The sequence below is a fragment of the Microbacterium sp. Root1433D1 genome (assembly GCF_001426835.1).
GTDB classification, from domain to species: Bacteria; Actinomycetota; Actinomycetes; order Actinomycetales; family Microbacteriaceae; genus Microbacterium; species Microbacterium maritypicum.
In genome coordinates this window covers 493,013-513,240 of record NZ_LMFN01000002.1, presented here as the reverse complement: position 1 = coordinate 513,240, position 20,228 = coordinate 493,013, and the positions used below count along the sequence as shown (strand labels likewise).

Sequence of the window (20,228 nt, the reverse complement as noted above, 5' to 3'; positions counted from 1 at the left end):
CTTCTCCGCCTCACAGGACGGTGTTAAAGGTTGCTTGTGACGAAAGTCTATCGGAGCGCGAGCTCCGGCGGATCAGCTCGCTTCCTGCAGGACCGGATCGGTGACCTCGTCGATCTTCGACGAGCGGATCGGGTGGCCGGCGGTGGAGAGGCAGCGGCCGGTCTTCAGATCCCACTTCCAGTCGTGCATGCTGCACGTGAGGATCCCGTCCTCGTCGACCGTGCCCGTGCGGGTGAGGTCGGCGCGCAGGTGCGGGCAGCGGCGCTGAACGACCCAGTCGCCGATCTCGGTATCTTCGGTCTGGTCGGTCTGCTCCTGGTACCAGTTCTCCACGTACTCGATCCGATCGACCGAGAGGCACTTGAGGAACGTGGTGAGGAACTCGTTGAACTTGCCGCTGCGGCCCACCGAGAACTGCATCGAGAGGAAGATCGAGTTGGACCAGTCGATCTCGTGATCGACGATGTTCGTCGAGACCAGGTCGGCGGGGATCGTGTACCAGTACACGCACTCCTCGCCCGCGTACTCGCGGACCTTCGCGCGGGGGAAGTCGACCACCATGTCGAGCTCGCCGATGCGGAAGCGCACGCAACCGCCGACACCGAGCCGGATGGTGCGGGACTTCTTCAGCAGCGGTTCCCACCAGGTCTTGATCGCCTCGAGCATCTCTGCGGGCGGGATGATCTCGGCACGAGACGCCTCCTCGTCGCGGATCTCCTGCTGTCGGCTCGCGCGCTGTTCCTCGAGGTACTCCCACTTCTCATCGAAGATGTGCGCGATCTCGGCCTCGGTGTAGAGCGTCTGCTCACTCGTGACCTCTCCCCCGTCGATCGTGACGACCGTGCCGGGGATGAAGAGCTGACCGTCGTACCGCGGCGCGAGCTCCTTCATGTGCGCGAGGAACTGCTTCTGGTCCGTGAAGATCGACTCGCCGTTCTTGCCGAGACCGTTGAAGTCGAACAGGTCGTCGCGCAGGAACATGGGGGGCCCTGCCATCGGGAAGACGTGTGGGGCATCGACCTTCTCGATGTAGTACATCGCGCGCTTGTTCTGCGCCTCGCGCTTGAGCCGGGCGAAGTTCTGCTTGGCGTCCAGCGGCAGGTCGTAGACCATGGGCCACCAGATCGCACCGGACACCTGGGTGAAGTAGGCGTCGGGCTTGCCGAAGTCGAGCAGCTTCTCGAGGTCGAGCGGGTGCGAGTCGTTCTGGTTCAGCATCGAGCCGGTGCCGTCGTCGACGCTCAGGGAGGAGTCGCCGATGGGGCCGTCGCTGGGCGCGCGCAGCGGCGTGATCATCATCTTGAGCTCACCGCGCTGGATCACCTGGCCGGCAGGAGCGTAGGTGATGTTCGTGTAGCCGAGGGCGCGGATGTCCTTCTCGAGGTCGTCGGTCGGATACTCCGGAAGCAGCACCTCGATGTCCTTGCGGATGTAGCGCTCCAGGAGCCGCGGGTCGAAGTGGTCGCGGTGCCGGTGCGAGATCCAGAGGAAATCGGCCTCGCGTCCGAAGCGCTCCCAGTCCAGACCGCGGTTGTCGGGGAACGGGAACCAGGATCCGTAGAACGAGGGTCCGAGGACCGGGTCGCAGATGATGTTCCCGCCGACCGTCTCGATGAACATCCCGGCGTGGCCGAGTCCCGTGATCCGCATTGCATTCCTCCCGAAAGTGAACCGTTCGATTGTACCGACGGCTCCCTGTGCGCCCGGTCGACCCGGCCGTGAGTAATCCGGTCAGCTCTCGAACAGGCCACGGATGTCGTCGGCGGAGAGCGACTGTGCGAACAGCGCCTCATCGTCGAGCACGGCCGTGAACAGCCGCGCTTTGCGGCGCTGCAGGTCGAGCACCTTCTCCTCGATCGTGCCGGTGGAGATCATCCGGTAGACGAACACCTGGCTGTCCTGACCGATGCGGTGCGTGCGATCGACGGCCTGCGCCTCGGCCGCCGGATTCCACCACGGATCGAGCAGGAAGACGTAGTCGGCCTCGGTCAGGGTGAGGCCGAATCCGCCGGCCTTGAGGCTGATCAGGAAGACCGGTTGCACTCCCGATGTGAAGCTCTCGACGACCTTCTGGCGGTGGCGCGTCGACCCGTCCAGGTGCGCGTAGGGGATGCCGGCGGCGTCGAGGCGGGCCGCGGCGAGGTCGAGGAACGACGTGAACTGGCTGAACACGAGCGCGCGATGCCCTTCGGCCTGCAACTCGATCACGCGCTCGAGCAGCACATCGAGCTTGCGCGAGCCGATCTTCGCATCCGCGGCGTCGATGAGCCCCGGGGCCAGGCTGAGCATGCGCATCAGGGTGAGCGATCGGAACACGATGAAGCGGTTGCGGTCGAGATCTTCCAGCAGGCCGAGCACCTTCTGCCGTTCGCGCTGCAGCACGACGTCGTAGAGCGCCCGGTGGGAGGAGCTGAGCTCGACCTCGAGGATCTGCTCCTGCTTCGCCGGCAGGTCGGGTGCCACGAGCTCCTTCGTGCGTCGCAGCAGCAGCGGCCGGATCCGCCGACGAAGCTGCTCGAGGCGACGCTGACGGTAGGCGCCGCCCTCCTCGTTCTCGGGGACCTTCCCCTGCTCGATGGGTTGGATGTACAGCTCGCGGAACTTCCGCGCCGAGGCGAAGAGACCGGGAGCGGTGAGCTTCAACAGCGCCCACAGCTCGCTCAGGCTGTTCTCCATCGGCGTTCCGGTGACCGCGAACGTCACATCCGCGCGGAACGAGGCGATGGCGCGGTGCAGCTTGGTCGCCGGGTTCTTGACGAACTGCGCCTCGTCCAGGAGGAGTCCGGCCCACTCGACGCGCGCGTACTCGGCCTCGTCGAGCCGGGCGACGGCATAGGTGGTGATGAGGAGATCGACGTCGCGGATGCTGGAGTCGACCGAGGGACCCTGGGTGTTTCCGCGGAGCCGCACCCGGAGCGTGGGCGCGAAGCGCTCGGCCTCGCTGCGCCAGGTGGCGAGGACCGATGTCGGCACGACGGCGAGGAAGGGTCGCCGCTCCCCCGCCTCTCGCGCATGCACGATGAGGGCCAGGAGCTGGAGCGTCTTGCCGAGCCCCATGTCGTCGGCGAGGATGCCTCCCAGGCGATGGCTCCACAGGAAGGCGAGCCAGTCGAGACCCTCCTTCTGATAGGGGCGGAGTTCGGCCGTGATGCCCGACGGCACAGCGACCGGGGGCACCGAGGTGGCCGCGCGCAGACCGTCGGCGGTCGCACGCCACGAGACGGCGGGGATCGCCTCATCGGCGAGGTCTTCGAACTCCTCCCAGAGATCGGTCTGGTACCGACTGATCCGCGGACCGGTCTCCCACTCGTCGAGCGCGCCGGACTCGTCGATCAGTTCCCGGAGGCGATCGAGCGCACGGTGATTCAGCGAGAAGTAGCTGCCGTCGACCAGGAGGAGCTTCTTGCGCCCCTTGCTGAGCGCCGTGAACAGCGGCTCGAACGGGATGGTGCGCCCGTCGATCTTGACCAGGATCCCCAGATCGAACCAGTCGGGATCGCTGCTCTCGACGGTCGAGACGGTGATCTCCGGCTCGCCCGTGAGCTCGTGGTAGCTCTTGCGACGGCCCTCGACGCTGACCGTGACGCCCTCGGCCTCGAGCGCGGGCACCGTACGGGTGACGAACTCGGCGGCGGCGACGTCGTGGAAGGAGCCGGTCGCGGTGAGCTCCTCGCCCAGGTGCTCTCTCCAGACGGACCGCAGCGTGTCCCGGAGCGCATCCTCGGCCGCGATGTCGCGCACCGCGTCGCCGCTGGGAGAGAACGGCACCCGCCCGAACCCGGGATACTCCCACTCGAGGGTGTAGGTGACCGTGTCGCCGCGGCGGAAGGACAGCGTGATCACCGCTCGGGGTGCGGGCAGCGCCGGCAGCTCGATCCGGCCGACAGGGCGCACCTCGATGCGGCGCGCGAGCAGCGGATACGCATCACGGAAGAAGGCGGCCTCGTCACTGGCCGGCACCGCCAGCCCGGTCCTGGCGGCGAGAAGGGCATGGACGGGCTCGCTGATCGGCACCTCGGCAAGGGTGACCCGGATGCTGCTCCCCTGTTGCGCGATCTCGTACACGCCGCTGTGGCCGATCGTCTGGACGGCGAAGGGCTCTGCACCGCGACCATCGATCGTGATGTCGGGACGCACGACGATCCCGCCCCCGTCGTCTCTCCCGACCGTCGCCCGGATCGCGGCGTCGCCGGCGAGCACGACAGTGGTGCTCTTCTGCGTGGCGACGAGGGGGATGCCAACCTCCGCGCCGGCGCGCAGATGCCCCCAGAAGAGCCCGGACTCGATCAGATCGGCGACCAGCCAATCACCGGCCGTGCCCGACAGCAGCGTGTCGCGAGCGATGCTGAGCAGGTCAGCGAACCACCGCGAGCGATCGCGCCCGTACTGCGTGGGGGAACGGCGCACCGCGTCCCACGTGGCCGCGCCCTGAACCCAGGCACCGGTCGACGCGCTCCGCTCGAGCGGGCGGATGCCGAGCAGGATCTCGCCCGTGCGCTTCGCGACGTCGCGGGCGGTCGCCGTGCGCTGCGGACGCGAGGCCCACGGGTTGGCCCCGCGACCATCGCGCACACGGAGCTCGACGCCGAGCGCGAGCGCCGTGTCGGCGTCATCGCGCGCGGAACCGAGGATGCTCCGCCAATCCGCCGCCGATCCCTCCGGAGGGGACGGATCACGGGAGAGGGACATGCTGCCATCCTCTCCGGCACCGCCGACAATCACACCGCCGACAGTGCCCCGTCTCGGACGGATCAGGCGGAGCGGGCCACCCGTGCGAGGACACCGTGTACGAACGCACCGGAGTCGTCAGTCGAGAACTCCTTCGCGAGTTCGACGGCCTCATCGATCGCGACCGCGGTCGGAACCTCGTCGTTGTAAAGGATCTCCCACACCGCGATGCGCAGCAGCGCGCGGTCCACCGCGGGCATCCGCTCCAGCTTCCAGTCCCTGCTGTGCGTCGTGATCTGCTCGTCGATCTCGTCACGGGAGTCGATGATGCCGTCGACGATCTCGCGCGCATAGAGCCAGGAGGCCTCACGCGCGGGCTCGCTCGCGGCGCGCTTGGCCTCGGCGGCGAGCGTCACGGCGAGATCGTCACCGCGCACATCGGCGGAGAAGAGAATGTCGAGAGCGCGCTTGCGCGCCTTCGTCCGGGCGCCCACGCCTTACTTCTCGCGGCCGAGGTAGTCACCCGTGCGGGTGTCGACCTTAACCTTGGTGCCGGTCTCGAGGAACAGCGGCACCTGGATCTCGTAGCCGGTCTCGAGTGTGGCGGGCTTGGTGCCGGCCGAGGAGCGGTCGCCCTGCAGGCCCGGCTCGGTGTAGGTGACCTCGAGGATCACGGACGCGGGAAGGTCGATGTACAGCGGGTTGCCGTTGTTCATCGCGATCGTCACCTGCTGGTTCTCGAGCAGGAAGTGCTTCGCGTCGCCGACCGTCGCAGCGCCGACGGTGATCTGGTCGAAGTCGGTCTGGTCCATGAAGACGTAGCCGTCACCGTCGGTGTACAGGTACGTGTAGTCGCGGCGGTCGACGTTCTCGATCTCGATCTTCGCGCCGGCGTTGTAGGTGCGGTCGACGGTCTTGCCCGAGACGACGTTCTTCAGCTTGGTGCGCACGAAGGCACCACCCTTGCCGGGCTTGACGTGCTGGAACTCGATGACGCTCCAGAGCTGCCCGTCGATGCTGAGGACGACGCCGTTCTTGATGTCTGCGGTAGATGCCATGCGCTGCGAGTTCCGTTCGTGTGTCTGCGGGGTCGGACGAGACCGACAGTCGATTCTAAGGGATGAGTGCTGCGAGCTGTCGCACGGCGTCCGCGTAGCCGTCGACACCGCGCCCGACGACGCGCACGGCGGCGACGTCGTCGAGGTACGAGTGGTGGCGGAACTGCTCCCGTGCGTAGACGTCGGAGATGTGCACCTCGGCGAACGGCAGCGACACTCCGGTGAGCGCGTCGCGGAGCACCACCGAGGTGTGGGTGAGTCCCCCGGGGTTGATCACGATGGCCGCGCAGTCGTCCCGCGCGGCGTGGATCGCGTCGATCAGCACCCCTTCGTGATTGCTCTGCACTGCACGCACCTCGAAGCCGAGCTCGGCCGCCGCCGTACCGGTGATCCGTTCCACGTCTGCGAGCGTCGCGGTGCCGTACACCTCGGGCTCGCGGGTGCCGAGGAGATTCAGGTTCGGCCCGTTGACGAGGAGGATCCGCCGGTTCACTCCCCGACCTCCTGGTAGGCCGCGAACAGCAGCGACTCATCCGGAGCCTGCAGCACGGTGGGCTTGGCGATGTCGTCGAGCAGGATGAAGCGCAGCATCCCGCCGCGGCTCTTCTTGTCGCGCTGCATCGTGGCGAGCAGCTGCGGCCAGGCACCGGCACGGTACGAGGTGGGAAGTCCCAAGGACTCGAGGACGGTGCGGTGGCGCTCGGCGGCCTCGTCGGACAATCGGCCGGCGAGGCGGGAGAGCTCTGCGGCGTACAGCATCCCGACCGAGATGGCGGCGCCGTGACGCCAGCGGTACCTCTCGGCGTGCTCGATCGCGTGGCCGAGTGTATGGCCGTAGTTGAGGATCTCGCGAAGGCCGGCCTCGCGGAAGTCGTCGGACACGACCTTGGCCTTCATGTCGATCGCGAGCTCGATGGCGCGACGGAACTCCTCGGTCGTGGGGTCCACAGCGCGAGCAGGGTCTGCTTCGATGATGTCGAGGATCTCCGGCGCCCAGATGAACCCGGCCTTCACGACCTCGGCGAAGCCCGCCGTCGCCTCGTTCGGGCTCAGGCTGGCGAGCTCGTCGAGGTCGCCGATCACCGCACGCGGCGCCCAGAATGCGCCGACGAGGTTCTTGCCCTCCGCCGTGTTCACCCCGGTCTTGCCTCCGACGGCGGCGTCGACGAGTCCGAGCACCGTGGTCGGCACCTGGATGAGCTGCACGCCGCGGAGCCAGGTGGCCGCCACGAAACCGGCGAGATCGGTGACAGAGCCGCCGCCGTATCCGATGACCGCGTCGCTGCGTGTGAAATCAGCCTGGCCCATGACCTGCCAGCAGAAGGCCGCGACTTCGATGCGTTTGCCCTGCTCCGCATCCGGGATCTCGGCGAGCAGCACATCGCGCGGCCCGTCGGAGGTGTCGGCGAGAAGACGATCGCGCAGTTCCGCGGCTCGTGCGGCGAGCGTCGGCGGGTGCACGACGAGGATCTTGCGCACCCCCGGCGCGACGGCGGCGGAGACCCGGTCGAGGATCCCCCGTCCGATCGTGATGTCGTAGGCGTCGTTTCCGGTGACGTTGATGGTCGTCGTGCTCATCGCTGCTCTCTCCTCCATGCCACGATCTCGTCCGCGATCTTCTGCATCGGACGACGTGAGGTGTCGAAGGTCGCCGATGACACCTCGGCGTACCACCCCCGACGCTCCTCGAAGATCTTCTTCCACCGCTCCAGCGGATCCTCTCCCGCCAGCAGCGGGCGATTGCTGCCGCGCAGCCGGTCGGCGACCGCATCGGGACTGACGGTCAGGAACACGACCGGATGCTCCGCGAGCAGATCTCGCGTGGCCGCCTCCGTCACGGCACCACCGCCGAGGGAGATCACTCCGCCCTCGGACAGCGCCTCGGCGACGGCGGAGCACTCGAGGGCGCGGAAATGCGCCTCCCCGTGCTCCTCGAAGATGGCGGGGATCGGCCCGTGCGCGGCGACGATGCGCTTGTCGGTGTCGATGAAGGCGACGCCGAGCCGACGCGCGACGCGTCTTCCGACGCTGGTCTTGCCGGCGGCCATCGGGCCCACCAGCACCAGCGTCAGCGGATCAGCCGCGCTCGTCATGCGCGATGAGCGCCGCCTCGGACGCAGGGGTCGTGCGCAGCTCGGCCGGGATGCCGGCCAGGTAGCCGTCGAGATTGCGACGCGTCTCGCGGATGCTGTCGCCGCCGAACTTCTCCAGCACGGCGTTGGCCAGCTCGACCGCGACCATCGCTTCGGCGACGACGCCGGCTGCCGGCACGGCGCACACGTCGGAGCGCTGGTGGTGGGCCGTGGCGTCGTCTCCGGTCGCGACGTCGATCGTGCGCAGGGCATGCGGGACGGTGGCGATCGGCTTCATCCCGGCGCGCACACGCAGCACGGTGCCGGTCGACATGCCGCCCTCGGTCCCGCCGGCCCTGTCGGAGCCGCGGGTGATGCCGTCGGCGGTGGCGAAGAGCTCGTCGTGCGCCGCCGAACCGCGACGACGCGTGGTCTCGAAGCCGTCGCCGACCTCGACGCCCTTGATCGCCTGGATGCTCATGAGCGCTTGCGCGAGACGTGCGTCGAGGCGGCGGTCCCAGTGCACGTGCGAGCCGAGCCCCGGGGGCAGCCCGTAGGCGAGAACCTCGACGATGCCACCGAGCGTGTCGCCGTCCTTCTTCGCATCGTCGACCTCGGCGACCATCAGTGCAGAGGTGGCTGCGTCGAAGCAGCGCAACGGATCGGCGTCGAGCGCGTCCACGTCGTCCGGGGTGGGCAGAGGCGAGCCTTCGGGCACGCGTACCGGACCGATCGAGAGGGTGTGGCTGACGAGACGGATGCCGAGTTCGCCGAGGAACGAGCGGGCGATCGCGCCGAGAGCCACGCGAGCCGCCGTCTCACGGGCGCTCGCACGCTCGAGGATCGGACGCGCCTCGTCGAAGTCGTACTTCTGCATGCCCACGAGGTCGGCGTGCCCCGGGCGCGGGCGCGTGAGAGGAGCGCTGCGTCCGCGGGACCTGTCGGTGAGCTCGACCGGCTCGGGGTTCATGACCTCGATCCACTTCGGCCACTCGGTGTTGCCGATGCGCAGGGCGATCGGGCTGCCGAGGCTCTTGCCGTGGCGCACACCGCCGGAGATCGTCAGCTCGTCCTGCTCGAACTTCATCCGCGAACCACGGCCGTAGCCGAGCTTGCGGCGAGCGAGGTCGGCCTGGATGGCCTCGGAGGACACAGGGACGCCGGAGGGCAGACCCTCCATGACGGCGATGAGTTCTGGGCCGTGCGATTCGCCGGCCGTGAGCACGCGGAGCATTGCTCCAGTCTCCCACGGGTTCGCACCCCCGCCGCGCCGCGTTTCGTCGTCGACGCCGATCGAGTCAGATGGCGGCGCGCATCGCCGCGATCACGGCGGCCTCATCCGGTAGTTCGGCACCCGGATCGCCGTGCAGGAAGATACGGATCTGGCGCACCGCCTGGTGCAGCAGCATCCCGAGCCCGGAGATCGTGGCGCCGTCGGCCCATCGCGCTGCGAGGGCAGACGGCCACGGTGCGTAGGCGGCGTCGAAGAGCACCCCACCCTGTGCAGCGAGTACCGTCGCCGTGTCGGCGGGGAGCGTGGTTCCGCTGGGCAGGGTCGCCAAGGTCAGCTCGACGGTCTCCGACGGCGCGTCGAAGGAGCGGACATCGACGACCATGCCGAGCCTCTCCCCCAGCTCCGCCAGTGCGGCCGCGGGCGCAGGACGCCGCGCCCGCACATCGGCGCGTGTCGCGCCGATCTCGGAGGCGGCGACCAGCGCCGACGCTGCGGTGGCCCCGGCGCCGAGTATCCGCACGCGGTCGACGTCGGTGACCTGCGCTTCGGCGAGGGCGTCGACGATCCCGCCCACGTCGGTGTTGAACCCGGCGGGGTGCTCCCCCATCAGCAGCGTGTTGACGGCACCGGTGAGCTCCGCGTGACGATCCCGCGTCGCCGCGGCACGGAATGCCTGTTCCTTCAGCGGCATCGTCAGCGAGAGACCGCGCCAGGTGTCGTCGAGCTGAGCGAACACCGGCGCGAAGTCGTCGGCCGACACCTGGCGTCGTCCGTACTCCCAGTCGAGTCCGAGCACGCGGTAGGCGGCGGCATGCAGATCCGGGGACTTGGAATGCGCGATCGGGTCGCCCCAGACCGCCAATCGAGAGCGCGTCACCGTCTCAGCAGCCGCCATCGGGGTTCGCCCGGCACCACTCGCGCCACTTCTCGATCCCCTGCTCGTGCTCGGCCAGCGTCTGGGTGAACAGCGTCTCCCCGGTCGCGAGGTTGATCGTGACGAAGTACAGCCACGGACCTTCTGCGGGCTGCATCGCCGCCTTGATGGCGGCATCGCTCGGGCTGGCGATCGGTGTCGCGGGAAGACCGGTGCGCACGTAGGTGTTCCAGTCGTTGTCGTCTTCGAGCGCTTCCTTGGAGCTCGACACGACGCCTTCGTGCAGGGATCCGTACCCGTACTGCGCGGTGGAGTCCATCTGCAGCTTCATGTCGATGTCGAGACGGTTCTGGATGACCCGCGACACCTTCGGGAAGTCCTCGAGACGCCCCTCGCGCTGGATGATGGAGGCGATGGTGAGGATGCGTTCGGCATCGGCATCGGGCACACCGGCTGCACTCAGCGACTCGCGGGTGCGATCGACCATGCGCTGGATGACCTGGGGCGCGGTGACTCCCGGATCGAACTCGTACACCGCGGGGAAGAGCCAGCCCTCCAGGCTCGGCGCGTCCACGCCATAGGCCATGGGGTCCTGGACGGCCGCCTCGAAGTCGGCCAGCGGAAGCCCGAGAGTCTCCGCCATGTCGGGCAGCGACGACACGATCGTGCCGCCCTCGGCGACCGAGACGGCGTTCGCCATCTTGTTGGCATCGTCCTTGAGCGCCGCGAGCGCGGCCTCCGCCGTCATCTTCTTCTGCAGGCGGTACACGCCCGGATAGAACGTGACCGCGAGGTTCTCGTCGACGATGTAGTCGTAGAAGACGTCTTCGGTCTTGGTCACACCGGCTTCGTAGAGCGCGGTGGACACCGGCCCACCCGTGTCGCCCTGCTTGATGGTGACGAGAGCCTCACCGTTCGCGAGGCCCGGCTCGTAGTCCTTCGACTCGCCCCACCCCAGGGCGTCGCTGATCTTGTCACCGTAGGTGCTCCATGCCCAGGCGCCACCTGCGGCGATACCGCCGAAGACCGCGAGCACGATGATCAGTGCGATCAGGCATCCCTTGCGGCGCTTCTTCTTCTTCGGCTTCGCCTGGACGTGGTCGTCGTGCGGAGCGAAGAGATCGTCGAGTCCTCCGCCGATCACCGGTTCCGGCGCATCGGTCGCGGGCGCCGGCATGACAGCGGGCGCGACCTGCGGCACGGCGCGGGTCGGGGTGTCTGCGGCGTCGGCCGATGCGCGCACCGGAGTCGGAGAGGGACCCTCCGCATCCGAGGCGACCGCGTCGTCGGCCGAGGCACGCACCGGAACGGGCGAAGGCTCAGCGGGTGTGCCGTCCGTTCCCCTGGCCGGTGTCGCGCTCCCCTCGCCGGCAGCGGCCTCACGAGCGGCGCGGCGCGACCCCGGCGCGGGGGCGCTGGTGTCGACGGTCGGGATCTGTCTCGTGGGATCGGGCAGATTCTCGAACAGGTCGCCCAGGCGGGAATCGGGGTCGTTCCGGGGGGTGGCGCTGTCGCGTTCAGACATCGTCAGGCGTGCTCCTCGTCGGGCGAGATGGTGGCACCGGCCGGGTTTCCGGTGCTCTTCTCCATGTCGATCGCCTGCTGCAGAAGCACCACGGCGGCGACCTGATCCACAATGCTACGAGAGTTCTTCTGAGATCTCCCCGAGCTACGCAGAGCGGCGTGGGCGCTCACGGTGCTGAGACGCTCGTCCACCAGCCGCACGGGAACGCCGCTTCTCATGTGAAGGGCAGCGGCGAACTCCCGCGCGTCCGTGGTCGATGCCGTGTCGGCACCCTGCATGTTCACGGGGAGGCCGACCACGAATTCCAGGGGGTCGTACTCCCCCGCGATCTGCACGAGGCGATCGATCGATGCGTCATCCCGCGGCACGGTCTCGACCGGGACGGCGAGCATCCCGTCAGGATCGCAGCGTGCGACACCGACTCTCGCCCTGCCGACATCGATGCCGAGCCGCACACCGCGGCGGAAGCCGCTCACGCGCTGTGCAGCTCCTGTGAGATGGCCTCGAGCGCCGCGGGAAGGGCCGCGGCATCCGCGCCACCACCCTGCGCGACGTCGTCGCGACCGCCGCCACCGCCACCGAGCACACCTGCGGCGCGCTTCGCCAGCGCCCCTGCCTTCGCGCCCGCCGCACGTGCCGCATCGTTGGTCGCCACGACCACGACCGGGCGACCGTTGACCACGGCCCCCAATGCCACGACCGCAGCATCCGAACCCAGACGATCGCGGACGCCGTTCACGAGGTCGCGCACATCATCCGCGGAGGCGACATCGCCGAGGTTCTGCGCCGCGAGGCGGAACGCCCCGACGCGCGTCGCCGCCTCGACGATGGAGGGAACCTGGCCGGCGCGCTCCTTCGCCTCGAACTGCGCGATGCGCTTCTCCGCCGCCTTCAGGCTCGCCGTGAGATCGGCGATGCGCTCGGGAAGCTGCTCACGCGGGGTCTTCAGCGAGCTGGTGAGCTGCGAGACGATCGCCCGCTCGGCCGCCAGCTCACGGAAGGCGTCGGCACCGACGAGCGCCTCGATACGTCGGTTGGAGGCTCCGACGGAGGACTCTCCGACCAGGCTCACCAGACCGATCTCCGCGCTCGTGCTCACGTGCGTGCCGGCGCAGAGCTCTCGCGACCAGGGACCGCCGATGTCGACCATGCGCACGACGTCGCCGTACTTCTCGCCGAACAGAGCCATGGCTCCGGCTTCCTTGGCCTCGTCGAGCGAGACGATGCGCGTCGTCACCTCGAGGGATTCCTGCACCGCGCGGTTCGTGATCTCCTCGATCTCGCTGCGGGTGTCGGCCGAGAGGGCCTGCGACCAGGAGAAGTCGAAGCGCATGTAGCCGGCGCGGTTCAAAGAGCCCGCCTGCGTTGCGGTCGGACCGAGCGTGTCGCGGAGCGCGGCGTGCACGAGGTGCGTGGCCGAGTGCGCCTGACGCGCGGCACGACGGTTCGCGGCGTCCACGACCGTCGTGGCGATGTCATCGACGGCGACGGTTCCGCGCGTGACCTCGACGGTGTGGCTGATCAGGCCGGGCACCGGCTTCTGCACATCGATCACCTCGAGCGCGTAACCGGGACCGACGATGGTGCCCTTGTCGGCCACCTGTCCACCGGACTCCGCGTACAGCGTCGTCTCGGCGAGCACGACCTCGGCGATCTGGCCCTCGGATGCACTGCGCACCGGAGCACCGTCGACGAGGAGCCCGAGCACACGCGACTCGACCTCCAGCGCGGTGTAGCCGTCGAATCCGGTCTCGCCCAGGGCACGCAGCTCACGGTAGACCGACACGTCGGCGAGCTGCCGCTTGCGGTTGCGGGCGTCGTCCTTGGCACGCTGGCGCTGCTCCTGCATGAGCGTGTCGAAAGCGGCACGGTCGACATCGAGGCCCGCTTCCTCCGCGACCTCGAGGGTGAGGTCGATCGGGAAGCCGTAGGTGTCGTGCAGCAGGAAGGCCTCGGGTCCGCTGAGCGTCTTCCCGCCGCCCTTCCTGGTCTCGTCGAGCGCGAGGTCGAGGATCGTCGAACCGGCGACGAGAGTGCGACGGAACGTCTCCTCCTCGGCGAAGGCGGACGACGACAGGACGGACCAGTCCTTCTCGAGCACCGGGTACGCCGACTTCATCGCGTCGCGCGAGGCGGCGAACAGCTCGGGGAACACGGGCTCGTCGACGCCGAGCAGACGCATCGCCCTGACCGTGCGGCGCATCAGACGGCGCAGGATGTACCCGCGTCCTTCATTGGAGGGGCGCACGCCATCGGAGAGGAGCATGAGCGAGGAGCGCACATGGTCGGCGACCACGCGGAAGCGCACGTCGTCCTCGTGCTGGGCGCCGTAGGAGCGGCCGGACAGCTCGATCGCGCGGTCGAGCACCGGACGCACCTGGTCCGACTCGTACATGTTCTCGACGCCCTGCTTGATGAACGCGACGCGCTCGAGCCCCATGCCGGTGTCGATGTTCTTCATCGGCAGCTCACCGACGATGTCGAACTCCGTCTTGCCGCGGATGTTCTCGATGAAGTCCTGCATGAACACGAGGTTCCAGATCTCCAGGAACCTCGAGTCGTCGACGGCGGGACCGCCGTCCTTGCCATAGGCGGGACCGCGGTCGAAGAAGATCTCCGAGTCGGGACCGCCGGGCCCGGGCTGGCCGGTGTTCCAGTAGTTGTCCGCGCGTCCGAGGCGCTGGATGCGCTCGGGCTTCAAACCGATGATGTCGCGCCAGATCGCTTCAGCCTCGTCGTCGGTCTCATAGACCGTGACCCAGAGGTCCTTCTCATCGAAACCGAGGCCGCCGTCCGACTCGGAGCTGGTGAGCAGCTCCCAGGCGTACCGGATCGCGCCTTCCTTGAAGTAGTCGCCGAACGACCAGTTGCCCAGCATCTGGAAGAACGTGCCGTGGCGCGCCGTGCGCCCCACCTCTTCGATGTCGTTGGTGCGGATGCACTTCTGCACGTCGGCGATGCGCGGATGAGGCGCGGGCACGACGCCGGTGAGGTACGGGATCATCGGCACCATTCCGGCCACCGTGAACAGCAGAGACGGGTCGTCGCTGACCAGGGAGGCAGAGGGGACGATGAGGTGGTCGTTCTTCTCGAAGAAGTCGAGGTAACGCTGCGCGATCTCCGCAGTTTTCATGGGGTGCCGGGTGTCCTTGCGTGAAGATGCTGCGCCGAAGCGCGGCGATGGTTCAGTTCTTGCCCGGCTCCGTGAGCCGTGCCTCCTGCTCGCGGTAGGCGTCGCCGATGATCGCGGTGAACCCGTTGATGCGGGCATCGACCTCGGCCAGGATGTCGTGGCCGCGGGGGTCCTTGTTCATGAAGTGCGCGGCGACGAAGCCGCCGATCACACCGATCAGGAACCACTGCATGCTCTTCATGACGTCATCCTTGCCCTTGACCCGCGAAGGCGCGGTGTCACCATCGTATGCGGAAACGACAGGAGGCGTCGGGAATCCCGACGCCTCCTGCCTGATTGCTCTATCGCTGGATCAGCGAGCTGCGTAGTACTCGACGACGAGCTGCACTTCACAGGTCACGGGGACCTCGGCGCGCTTCGGACGACGAACCAGACGCGACTGGAGCTTGTCGAGCTCGACCTCGAGGTAGCCCGGAACGGGGGGCAGAACCTCGGCGTGACCGCCGGCTGCTGCCACCTGGAAGGGCTCGGTGCCCTCGCTCTTGGCCTTGACGTGGATGAGCTGACCCGGCTTCACGCGGAACGACGGGCGGTCGACGAGCTGTCCGTCGACCAGGATGTGACGGTGCACGACGAGCTGGCGAGCCTGCGCGGTGGTGCGGGCGAAGCCCGAACGCACGACGAGAGCGTCGAGACGCATCTCGAGCAGCTCGACCAGGTTCTCACCGGTCAGACCGTCCTGACGACGAGCCTCGTTGAAGGTGTTGCGCATCTGCTTCTCGCGGATGCCGTACTGCTCGCGAAGACGCTGCTTCTCACGCAGACGGACGGCGTAGTCGCTGTCTGCCTTGCGCTTGGTGCGGCCGTGCTCGCCCGGAGCGTAGGGACGCTTCTCGAGGTAGCGGGCGGCCTTCGGGGTGAGAGCGACGCCGAGGGCGCGGCTGAGACGCACCTTGCGGCGGTCCTGGGACTTCGTGGTCACGAAGTTTTCCTTCCGATGACGTGGTCGCGTCTTTCACGACTCACGGACGTATCGTCCGCGTTCTGCCTTGGAGCGCACGCCGGGGCGCCAGCAAGGTGGGGTGTGAACGAGGAGATGCCCGAAAACTCGGTTTCGAGCCGCTCAAGTCTAACAGATCGCCCTCATCCGCCGGATCGGCGCGGTCAGCGGTCGCCGAGGATGCGGCGGATGCGCTCGAGACGGGCACCGATGTCGCGCTCCGCCCCGAGGTTCTTCGGCTCGTAGTAGTGCCGCCCGTCGAGTTCGTCCGGCAGATACTGCTGCGGCACGATCCCGAACTCGCTGTCGTGCGAATAGACGTATCCCCGACCGTGCCCGAGGCGCTTGGCCCCCGGGTAGTGCGCATCCCGCAGGTGCAGCGGCACCCGGCCGAAACCGCCGGCACGGATGTCGGCGATGGCCGCGTCGATGCCCACGTAGGCCGCATTCGACTTGGCGGTGGTCGCCAGGTAGACCGTCGCTTCGGCGAGGGGGATGCGCCCTTCCGGCATGCCGATGAACGCCACGGCGTCGGCAGCGGCGACCGCGATGGCGAGGGCCTGCGGGTCGGCGAGGCCGACGTCTTCGGACGCGGAGATCACCAGACGCCGGGCGATGAAGCGCGGGTCCTCGCCCGCCTCGATCATGCGGGCGAGATAGTGCAGCGCGGCGTCGGGGTCGGACCCCCTGATCGACTTGATGAACGCGCTGATGACGTCGTAGTGCTCGTCGCCCTGTCGGTCATAGCGCAGCAGCGCCTTGTCGACTGCCTGCGAGATGTCGTCGGCGGACACCTCCGGCACGCCCTGGCTCTCGGACGCGTCTTCGGCATCCGCCTCGGCGGCCGTCGCGTGGGACAGCGCAACCGCGGCGCCCGCCTCCAGCCCCGTGAGGGCACGACGGGCATCACCCGAAGCGAGCCGGACGAGGGCCGACCGGGCCTCATCGCTGAGGGCGACTGCTCCGTTGAGTCCGCGGGCGTCGGTCACCGCCCTGTCGACGAGCAGACCGATGTCGTCGTCGGTGAGCGGTTGCAGCGTCAGCAGCAGCGAACGCGAGAGCAGCGGCGAGATCACCGAGAACGACGGGTTCTCGGTGGTCGCGGCGATCAGGATCACCCAGCCGTTCTCGACACCGGGAAGGAGCGCGTCCTGCTGCGCCTTCGTGAAGCGATGGATCTCGTCGAGGAAGAGGATCGTCGTCTGCCCGTAGAGGTCGCGCTGCGTCACGGCCTCCTGCATGACCTCGCGCACGTCCTTCACCCCGGCGGTGATCGCGGAGAGCTCGACGAAGCGACGACCCGACGAGCGGGCGATGGCCTGCGCGAGCGTCGTCTTCCCGGTGCCAGGCGGGCCCCACAGGATGATCGACACGGCCCCGGGCGCGGTCGCCTCGGGATCGGCGAGGGCGACGATCGGAGAGCCGGCGCGCAGCAGATGACGCTGCCCGGCGACCTCGGCGAGGGAAACAGGGCGCATGCGCACGGCGAGGGGCGTCTGCCCGGAGAGCAGCGCGGCAGGGGACGTCATCATCCCAGGCTAACGGCGGTCTCCGACACTTCGGCGAACCTCCGCCCTCCCGGTAGGCTCTCAGGCGACGCCGTGGAGCGGCGTTCGGATGGGAGACCAGGGCATGGCCGCACGCGGTTCGAAGAACGCACAGTCGCGCACGTCGGCGGAGCGCGCACGACTGTACGCCGCGCGCACCCAGTGGCACGAGGGGCAGATCCGCCGTCGTGTCCGCGACAACACGATCGCCGCCATCGTCGGCAGCCTCATCGTGGTCGCGGCGATCGGAAGCCAGGTCGTGCACGCCCAGGTCACGGCCCCGGAACCGGAGCCCACCCCCACGCCCTCCGTCGAGCCGTCCACCGCTCCGACCGAGGCGCCGACGGAGACCCCCGCCCGCGTCCCCTCGGACGCGCCCGCCGAGTGATCGGCAGAGCCCTCCGCCGCTGCGCTCGCCGTTCTCCCCGGCTCACGGCTCGATCACGGCGAGGCGATAGCCCCGCTTGACGACGGTCTGGACGAGGTCGATCCCGCCCAGCGCCTCACGCAGTCGGGCGACGGCGGCCTCCACCGCATGACCGCTGCGTTCGCCGCCGGGGAGCATCTTCGCCAACTCCGCCCTCGACAGCACCCGTCCGCGGGCGAGGAAGAGCGCCTCGATCACTCCGGCGGCTCCACGGGGCAGGGGGATGAAGCACCCGTCGAGCACAACACCACCGCTGCGCACGTCGAGACGCCCGAGCTCGGTGAGAAGCGATCGTGCTCCGCTTCGATAGTGCGACAGGACACAGCTCGTCAGTCCTCCGGGCGCTGACGGCGCGACGTATCGCACGGGCAGGCGGGCGGCCCGAAGCCGACCCGCCTCCTCCTCGTCCTTCGCGATCAGGAGCAACCGCCCCGCTTCGACCCTTCGGCGATTCGCGTCGAGGGTGCCTGTGCTCAACGCCGCTCCGACCCATGAGGCGGCGGACGCGGTGAAGAGCACCGCGTCGGCACCGCCGAAGCCCGCGCGATGCACGGCACGGCGAAGCACGGCAGGAGACGGAGCCGCCTCACGACGCCCTGGCACGCGCGTCACATCCGCTCCCCCCGCGCGGAGTGCACGTTCGAGGTCGTCGATGCCGGCCGCACGACTCGCGGCGAGAGAGGCGTCCGCGGCCCTCGTGTCGACCGAGACGATGATCCTGCATCCTGCGAGGACCGGGCGCGCCCCCGAACGCCCGGTCCTCATGCGGGGTTGTCCGCACGGAGCGGGGAACGGCGATGCCGCGCACCGTCCCGTTGTCGCTCGCCCCAGCCGATCGCCCCGGTCGCGCCCCGTTCCCGGAGCGGCTCCTCGGATCCCCTCCGTGCAGTCGACGCACCCTCTTCCGTCAGTGGCGGCGGTTCCTCGGAGATCCGCATTCCACTGTCGAGGAGGGGTGTGCGGCATGCGAGCCCCGCAGCGCTCAGCCGGTCCCGGAGCGCGGGGAGCTGGCTCCGACCCACTCCCTGCAACTCGATCCGTGAGCGGATGATCCGCGGGTGCAGGCCGAGATCCTGCGCGATGCGTCCGATGCCGATGAGCTGCTCGGGTGTGAGGGCTCCTCCTGCCACCGGCGAGACCACGGCACGAGTCGTGTCGGTTCGAACGTGCTCCTCCGGCCGCTCGCTCTCTTCCTGCCGGTGAGGCGTGCGCTGCGGGATCGGCTCGCCGGCGAGCGACGTGAGGGCGCGAGCCACGGCCAGTGTGCACCGCTCGCACCCCGGCTCCCGGCCGAAGCGCGCGCCGACCCCGCTGAAGGTGAGCAGCCCCTCCCCTCGGAGCGCCGTGAGAAGCGCCCACTGCGACATGCCGATGTGGATGCAGACCGCGGCGTCTTCGTCGTGCGTCGTCCGGCACAGCTCGTCCGCCAGCCGCCCTCGCGACGCGACACCGACGAGCCGGCGAAGCGAGGCATGACCACTCGTGTCGCCCACCAGAACGGCGCCGAGGAGCGTGCGCGCGTCGTCCGTGAGAACGACCTTGCGGTACACGCCTGCGCCACGACGACGATCGGTGACGACCTCGATCCGGTCTGCGGTGTGGGGCTGCGACTCCCCGAAACTCACGACGTCGATTCCGGCGACGGTGTGATGCACGCCGTCCACGTGCCCGAAGAAGCGTCCCGCTCCCCCGCGCAGCTGCGACGCCGCCGCTTCCGCCATGGCGCGCGCTGCTGGGGCCGCATCGATGCCGCGCCCGTCGAAGTTCGCGACCTCTCCGATCGCGAGGATGCGCGGATCGGACGTGGCGCAACCCTCGTCGACGATCACGCCGCCGAGCGGGTGCACGTCGAGCCCGGCGTTGCGCGCGAGTTCGTCCCGTGGCCGCACGCCGACAGTGAAGACCACGACATCGGCGCGTTGGAACGTGCCGTCCTGGAACTCCAGCGCCGTGACGGCACCCGAGTCGTCGGCGTCGAGGCGGGTCGTCCTGGTTCGGGTCCGCACCGCGATGCCGCGCGCTTCGAGGCCCTCCTGCAGCACTCCTGCGCCGTCGCCGTCCAGCATCGCCGGCAGCAGGCGGTCCGCGTACTGCACGAGCGTCGTGCCCACACCCGCCTCGTTGAGCGCGAGGGCGGTCTCGACACCGTGCAGTCCCCCGCCGATCACGACGCCGCGCAGCGGACGACCGAGGCGGCGGGATCGCGCGTCGACGAACTCCCTCACCGATTCCGCATCCTCGATCGTGCGCAGCACGAAGCACCCGGGAAGACGCGCTCCCGACACGGCCGCACGCGCTGCGAAAGACCCCGTGGCCAACACCAGCACGTCGTACGGGTACGTGCGCCGTGAGCGCGTACGGGCCGTGCGTGCCGACCTGTCGATGTGCAGCACACGATCATCACGGATCAGGCGCACGCGATCGTCGCGGAAAACGGAGCGATCGAGCCGAAGCTGCGCGGCATCGCGCCCGGAGAGGACATCAGCCAGGGCGGACCTGTCGTAGGGACCGTGGGTTTCATCGCCGATCACGGTGACCCGCACGGCCGCATCGGGGTCGCGGAGCAGACTCTCGACGAAGCGGTGCGCCGCCATCCCCGCTCCGACGACCAGGATGTCGCTCGGCGGCGATGTGGTGTCCTTCATGCTGCTCCTGTCGACCGGAAGGCTGTCGTCCTGGCGACGATAGGA

Annotated in this window: 18 protein-coding genes; 1 reads left to right on the top strand and 17 read right to left on the bottom strand. The window is 68.9% G+C overall.

The window, feature by feature from the left end; translation table 11 throughout:
• Positions 1–72: 72 nt before the first annotated feature.
• The 15 genes from ASD13_RS08360 to ASD13_RS08290 all read right to left on the bottom strand — a co-directional run bounded on the left by ASD13_RS08360 (position 73) and on the right by ASD13_RS08290 (position 17,096).
• On the bottom strand, positions 73–1,650 hold the full coding sequence (locus tag ASD13_RS08360; RefSeq protein WP_055868110.1) for a Rieske 2Fe-2S domain-containing protein: 1,578 nt from the start codon (positions 1,648–1,650) through the stop codon (positions 73–75).
• 81 nt (positions 1,651–1,731) lie between these two features.
• Positions 1,732–4,689, bottom strand: coding sequence for a DEAD/DEAH box helicase (locus tag ASD13_RS08355; RefSeq protein WP_055868106.1), 2,958 nt, complete (start codon positions 4,687–4,689; stop codon positions 1,732–1,734).
• Between the two features lie 62 nt (positions 4,690–4,751).
• Positions 4,752–5,162, bottom strand: a complete 411-nt coding sequence (nusB, locus tag ASD13_RS08350) for a transcription antitermination factor NusB (protein ID WP_055868103.1) — start codon at positions 5,160–5,162, stop codon at positions 4,752–4,754.
• Positions 5,163–5,165: 3 nt separating this feature from the next.
• Positions 5,166–5,726 (bottom strand): elongation factor P, encoded by a 561-nt coding sequence (gene efp, locus ASD13_RS08345; protein ID WP_017830556.1) that lies wholly within the window; start codon positions 5,724–5,726, stop codon positions 5,166–5,168.
• Positions 5,727–5,781: 55 nt separating this feature from the next.
• On the bottom strand, positions 5,782–6,219 hold the full coding sequence (gene aroQ, locus ASD13_RS08340) for a type II 3-dehydroquinate dehydratase (RefSeq protein WP_055868096.1): 438 nt from the start codon (positions 6,217–6,219) through the stop codon (positions 5,782–5,784).
• Positions 6,216–7,304, bottom strand: a complete 1,089-nt coding sequence (aroB, locus tag ASD13_RS08335; RefSeq protein ID WP_055868093.1) for a 3-dehydroquinate synthase — start codon at positions 7,302–7,304, stop codon at positions 6,216–6,218. Before aroB ends, aroQ begins: the two co-directional genes overlap by 4 nt.
• Positions 7,301–7,819 (bottom strand): shikimate kinase, encoded by a 519-nt coding sequence (locus tag ASD13_RS08330; RefSeq protein WP_055868091.1) that lies wholly within the window; start codon positions 7,817–7,819, stop codon positions 7,301–7,303. The genes aroB and ASD13_RS08330 overlap by 4 nt, the downstream gene beginning before the upstream one ends.
• Positions 7,803–9,032, bottom strand: a complete 1,230-nt coding sequence (gene aroC, locus ASD13_RS08325; protein WP_055868088.1) for a chorismate synthase — start codon at positions 9,030–9,032, stop codon at positions 7,803–7,805. The genes ASD13_RS08330 and aroC overlap by 17 nt, the downstream gene beginning before the upstream one ends.
• Before the next feature lie 64 nt (positions 9,033–9,096).
• Positions 9,097–9,927 (bottom strand): shikimate dehydrogenase family protein, encoded by an 831-nt coding sequence (locus tag ASD13_RS08320; protein WP_055868085.1) that lies wholly within the window; start codon positions 9,925–9,927, stop codon positions 9,097–9,099.
• Positions 9,914–11,431, bottom strand: a complete 1,518-nt coding sequence (gene mltG / locus ASD13_RS08315) for an endolytic transglycosylase MltG (protein WP_055868083.1) — start codon at positions 11,429–11,431, stop codon at positions 9,914–9,916. Before mltG ends, ASD13_RS08320 begins: the two co-directional genes overlap by 14 nt.
• Positions 11,432–11,433: 2 nt before the next feature.
• Positions 11,434–11,907: a Holliday junction resolvase RuvX gene (gene ruvX, locus ASD13_RS08310; RefSeq protein ID WP_055868080.1), complete on the bottom strand. Its 474-nt coding sequence runs from the start codon at positions 11,905–11,907 to the stop codon at positions 11,434–11,436.
• Entirely contained in the window at positions 11,904–14,564 is a 2,661-nt protein-coding gene (alaS, locus tag ASD13_RS08305) for an alanine--tRNA ligase (RefSeq protein WP_055868077.1), read from the bottom strand. The genes ruvX and alaS overlap by 4 nt, the downstream gene beginning before the upstream one ends.
• Before the next feature lie 52 nt (positions 14,565–14,616).
• Positions 14,617–14,805, bottom strand: coding sequence for a hypothetical protein (locus ASD13_RS08300; RefSeq protein WP_017830547.1), 189 nt, complete (start codon positions 14,803–14,805; stop codon positions 14,617–14,619).
• Between the two features lie 111 nt (positions 14,806–14,916).
• Positions 14,917–15,546 carry a 30S ribosomal protein S4 gene (rpsD, locus tag ASD13_RS08295; RefSeq protein ID WP_017830546.1) on the bottom strand — a complete coding sequence of 210 codons (630 nt, stop codon included), beginning with the start codon at positions 15,544–15,546 and terminating at the stop codon, positions 14,917–14,919.
• A gap of 182 nt (positions 15,547–15,728) precedes the next feature.
• Entirely contained in the window at positions 15,729–17,096 is a 1,368-nt protein-coding gene (locus ASD13_RS08290) for a replication-associated recombination protein A (protein ID WP_426168843.1), read from the bottom strand.
• A 100-nt stretch (positions 17,097–17,196) separates the two neighbouring features.
• Between ASD13_RS08290 and ASD13_RS08285 the strand changes: the two genes are divergently transcribed.
• Positions 17,197–17,499, top strand: a complete 303-nt coding sequence (locus ASD13_RS08285) for a hypothetical protein (RefSeq protein ID WP_235562504.1) — start codon at positions 17,197–17,199, stop codon at positions 17,497–17,499.
• 42 nt (positions 17,500–17,541) lie between these two features.
• On the opposite strand, the gene ASD13_RS08280 is transcribed toward ASD13_RS08285, so the two are convergent.
• Both ASD13_RS08280 and ASD13_RS08275 read right to left on the bottom strand, forming a co-directional pair.
• Positions 17,542–18,303, bottom strand: a complete 762-nt coding sequence (locus tag ASD13_RS08280; protein WP_055868071.1) for a winged helix-turn-helix domain-containing protein — start codon at positions 18,301–18,303, stop codon at positions 17,542–17,544.
• A complete protein-coding gene (locus tag ASD13_RS08275; protein WP_055868069.1) occupies positions 18,300–20,183 on the bottom strand; it encodes an FAD-dependent oxidoreductase in 1,884 nt (627 codons plus the stop codon). Before ASD13_RS08275 ends, ASD13_RS08280 begins: the two co-directional genes overlap by 4 nt.
• Between the last annotated feature and the right edge of the window lie 45 nt (positions 20,184–20,228).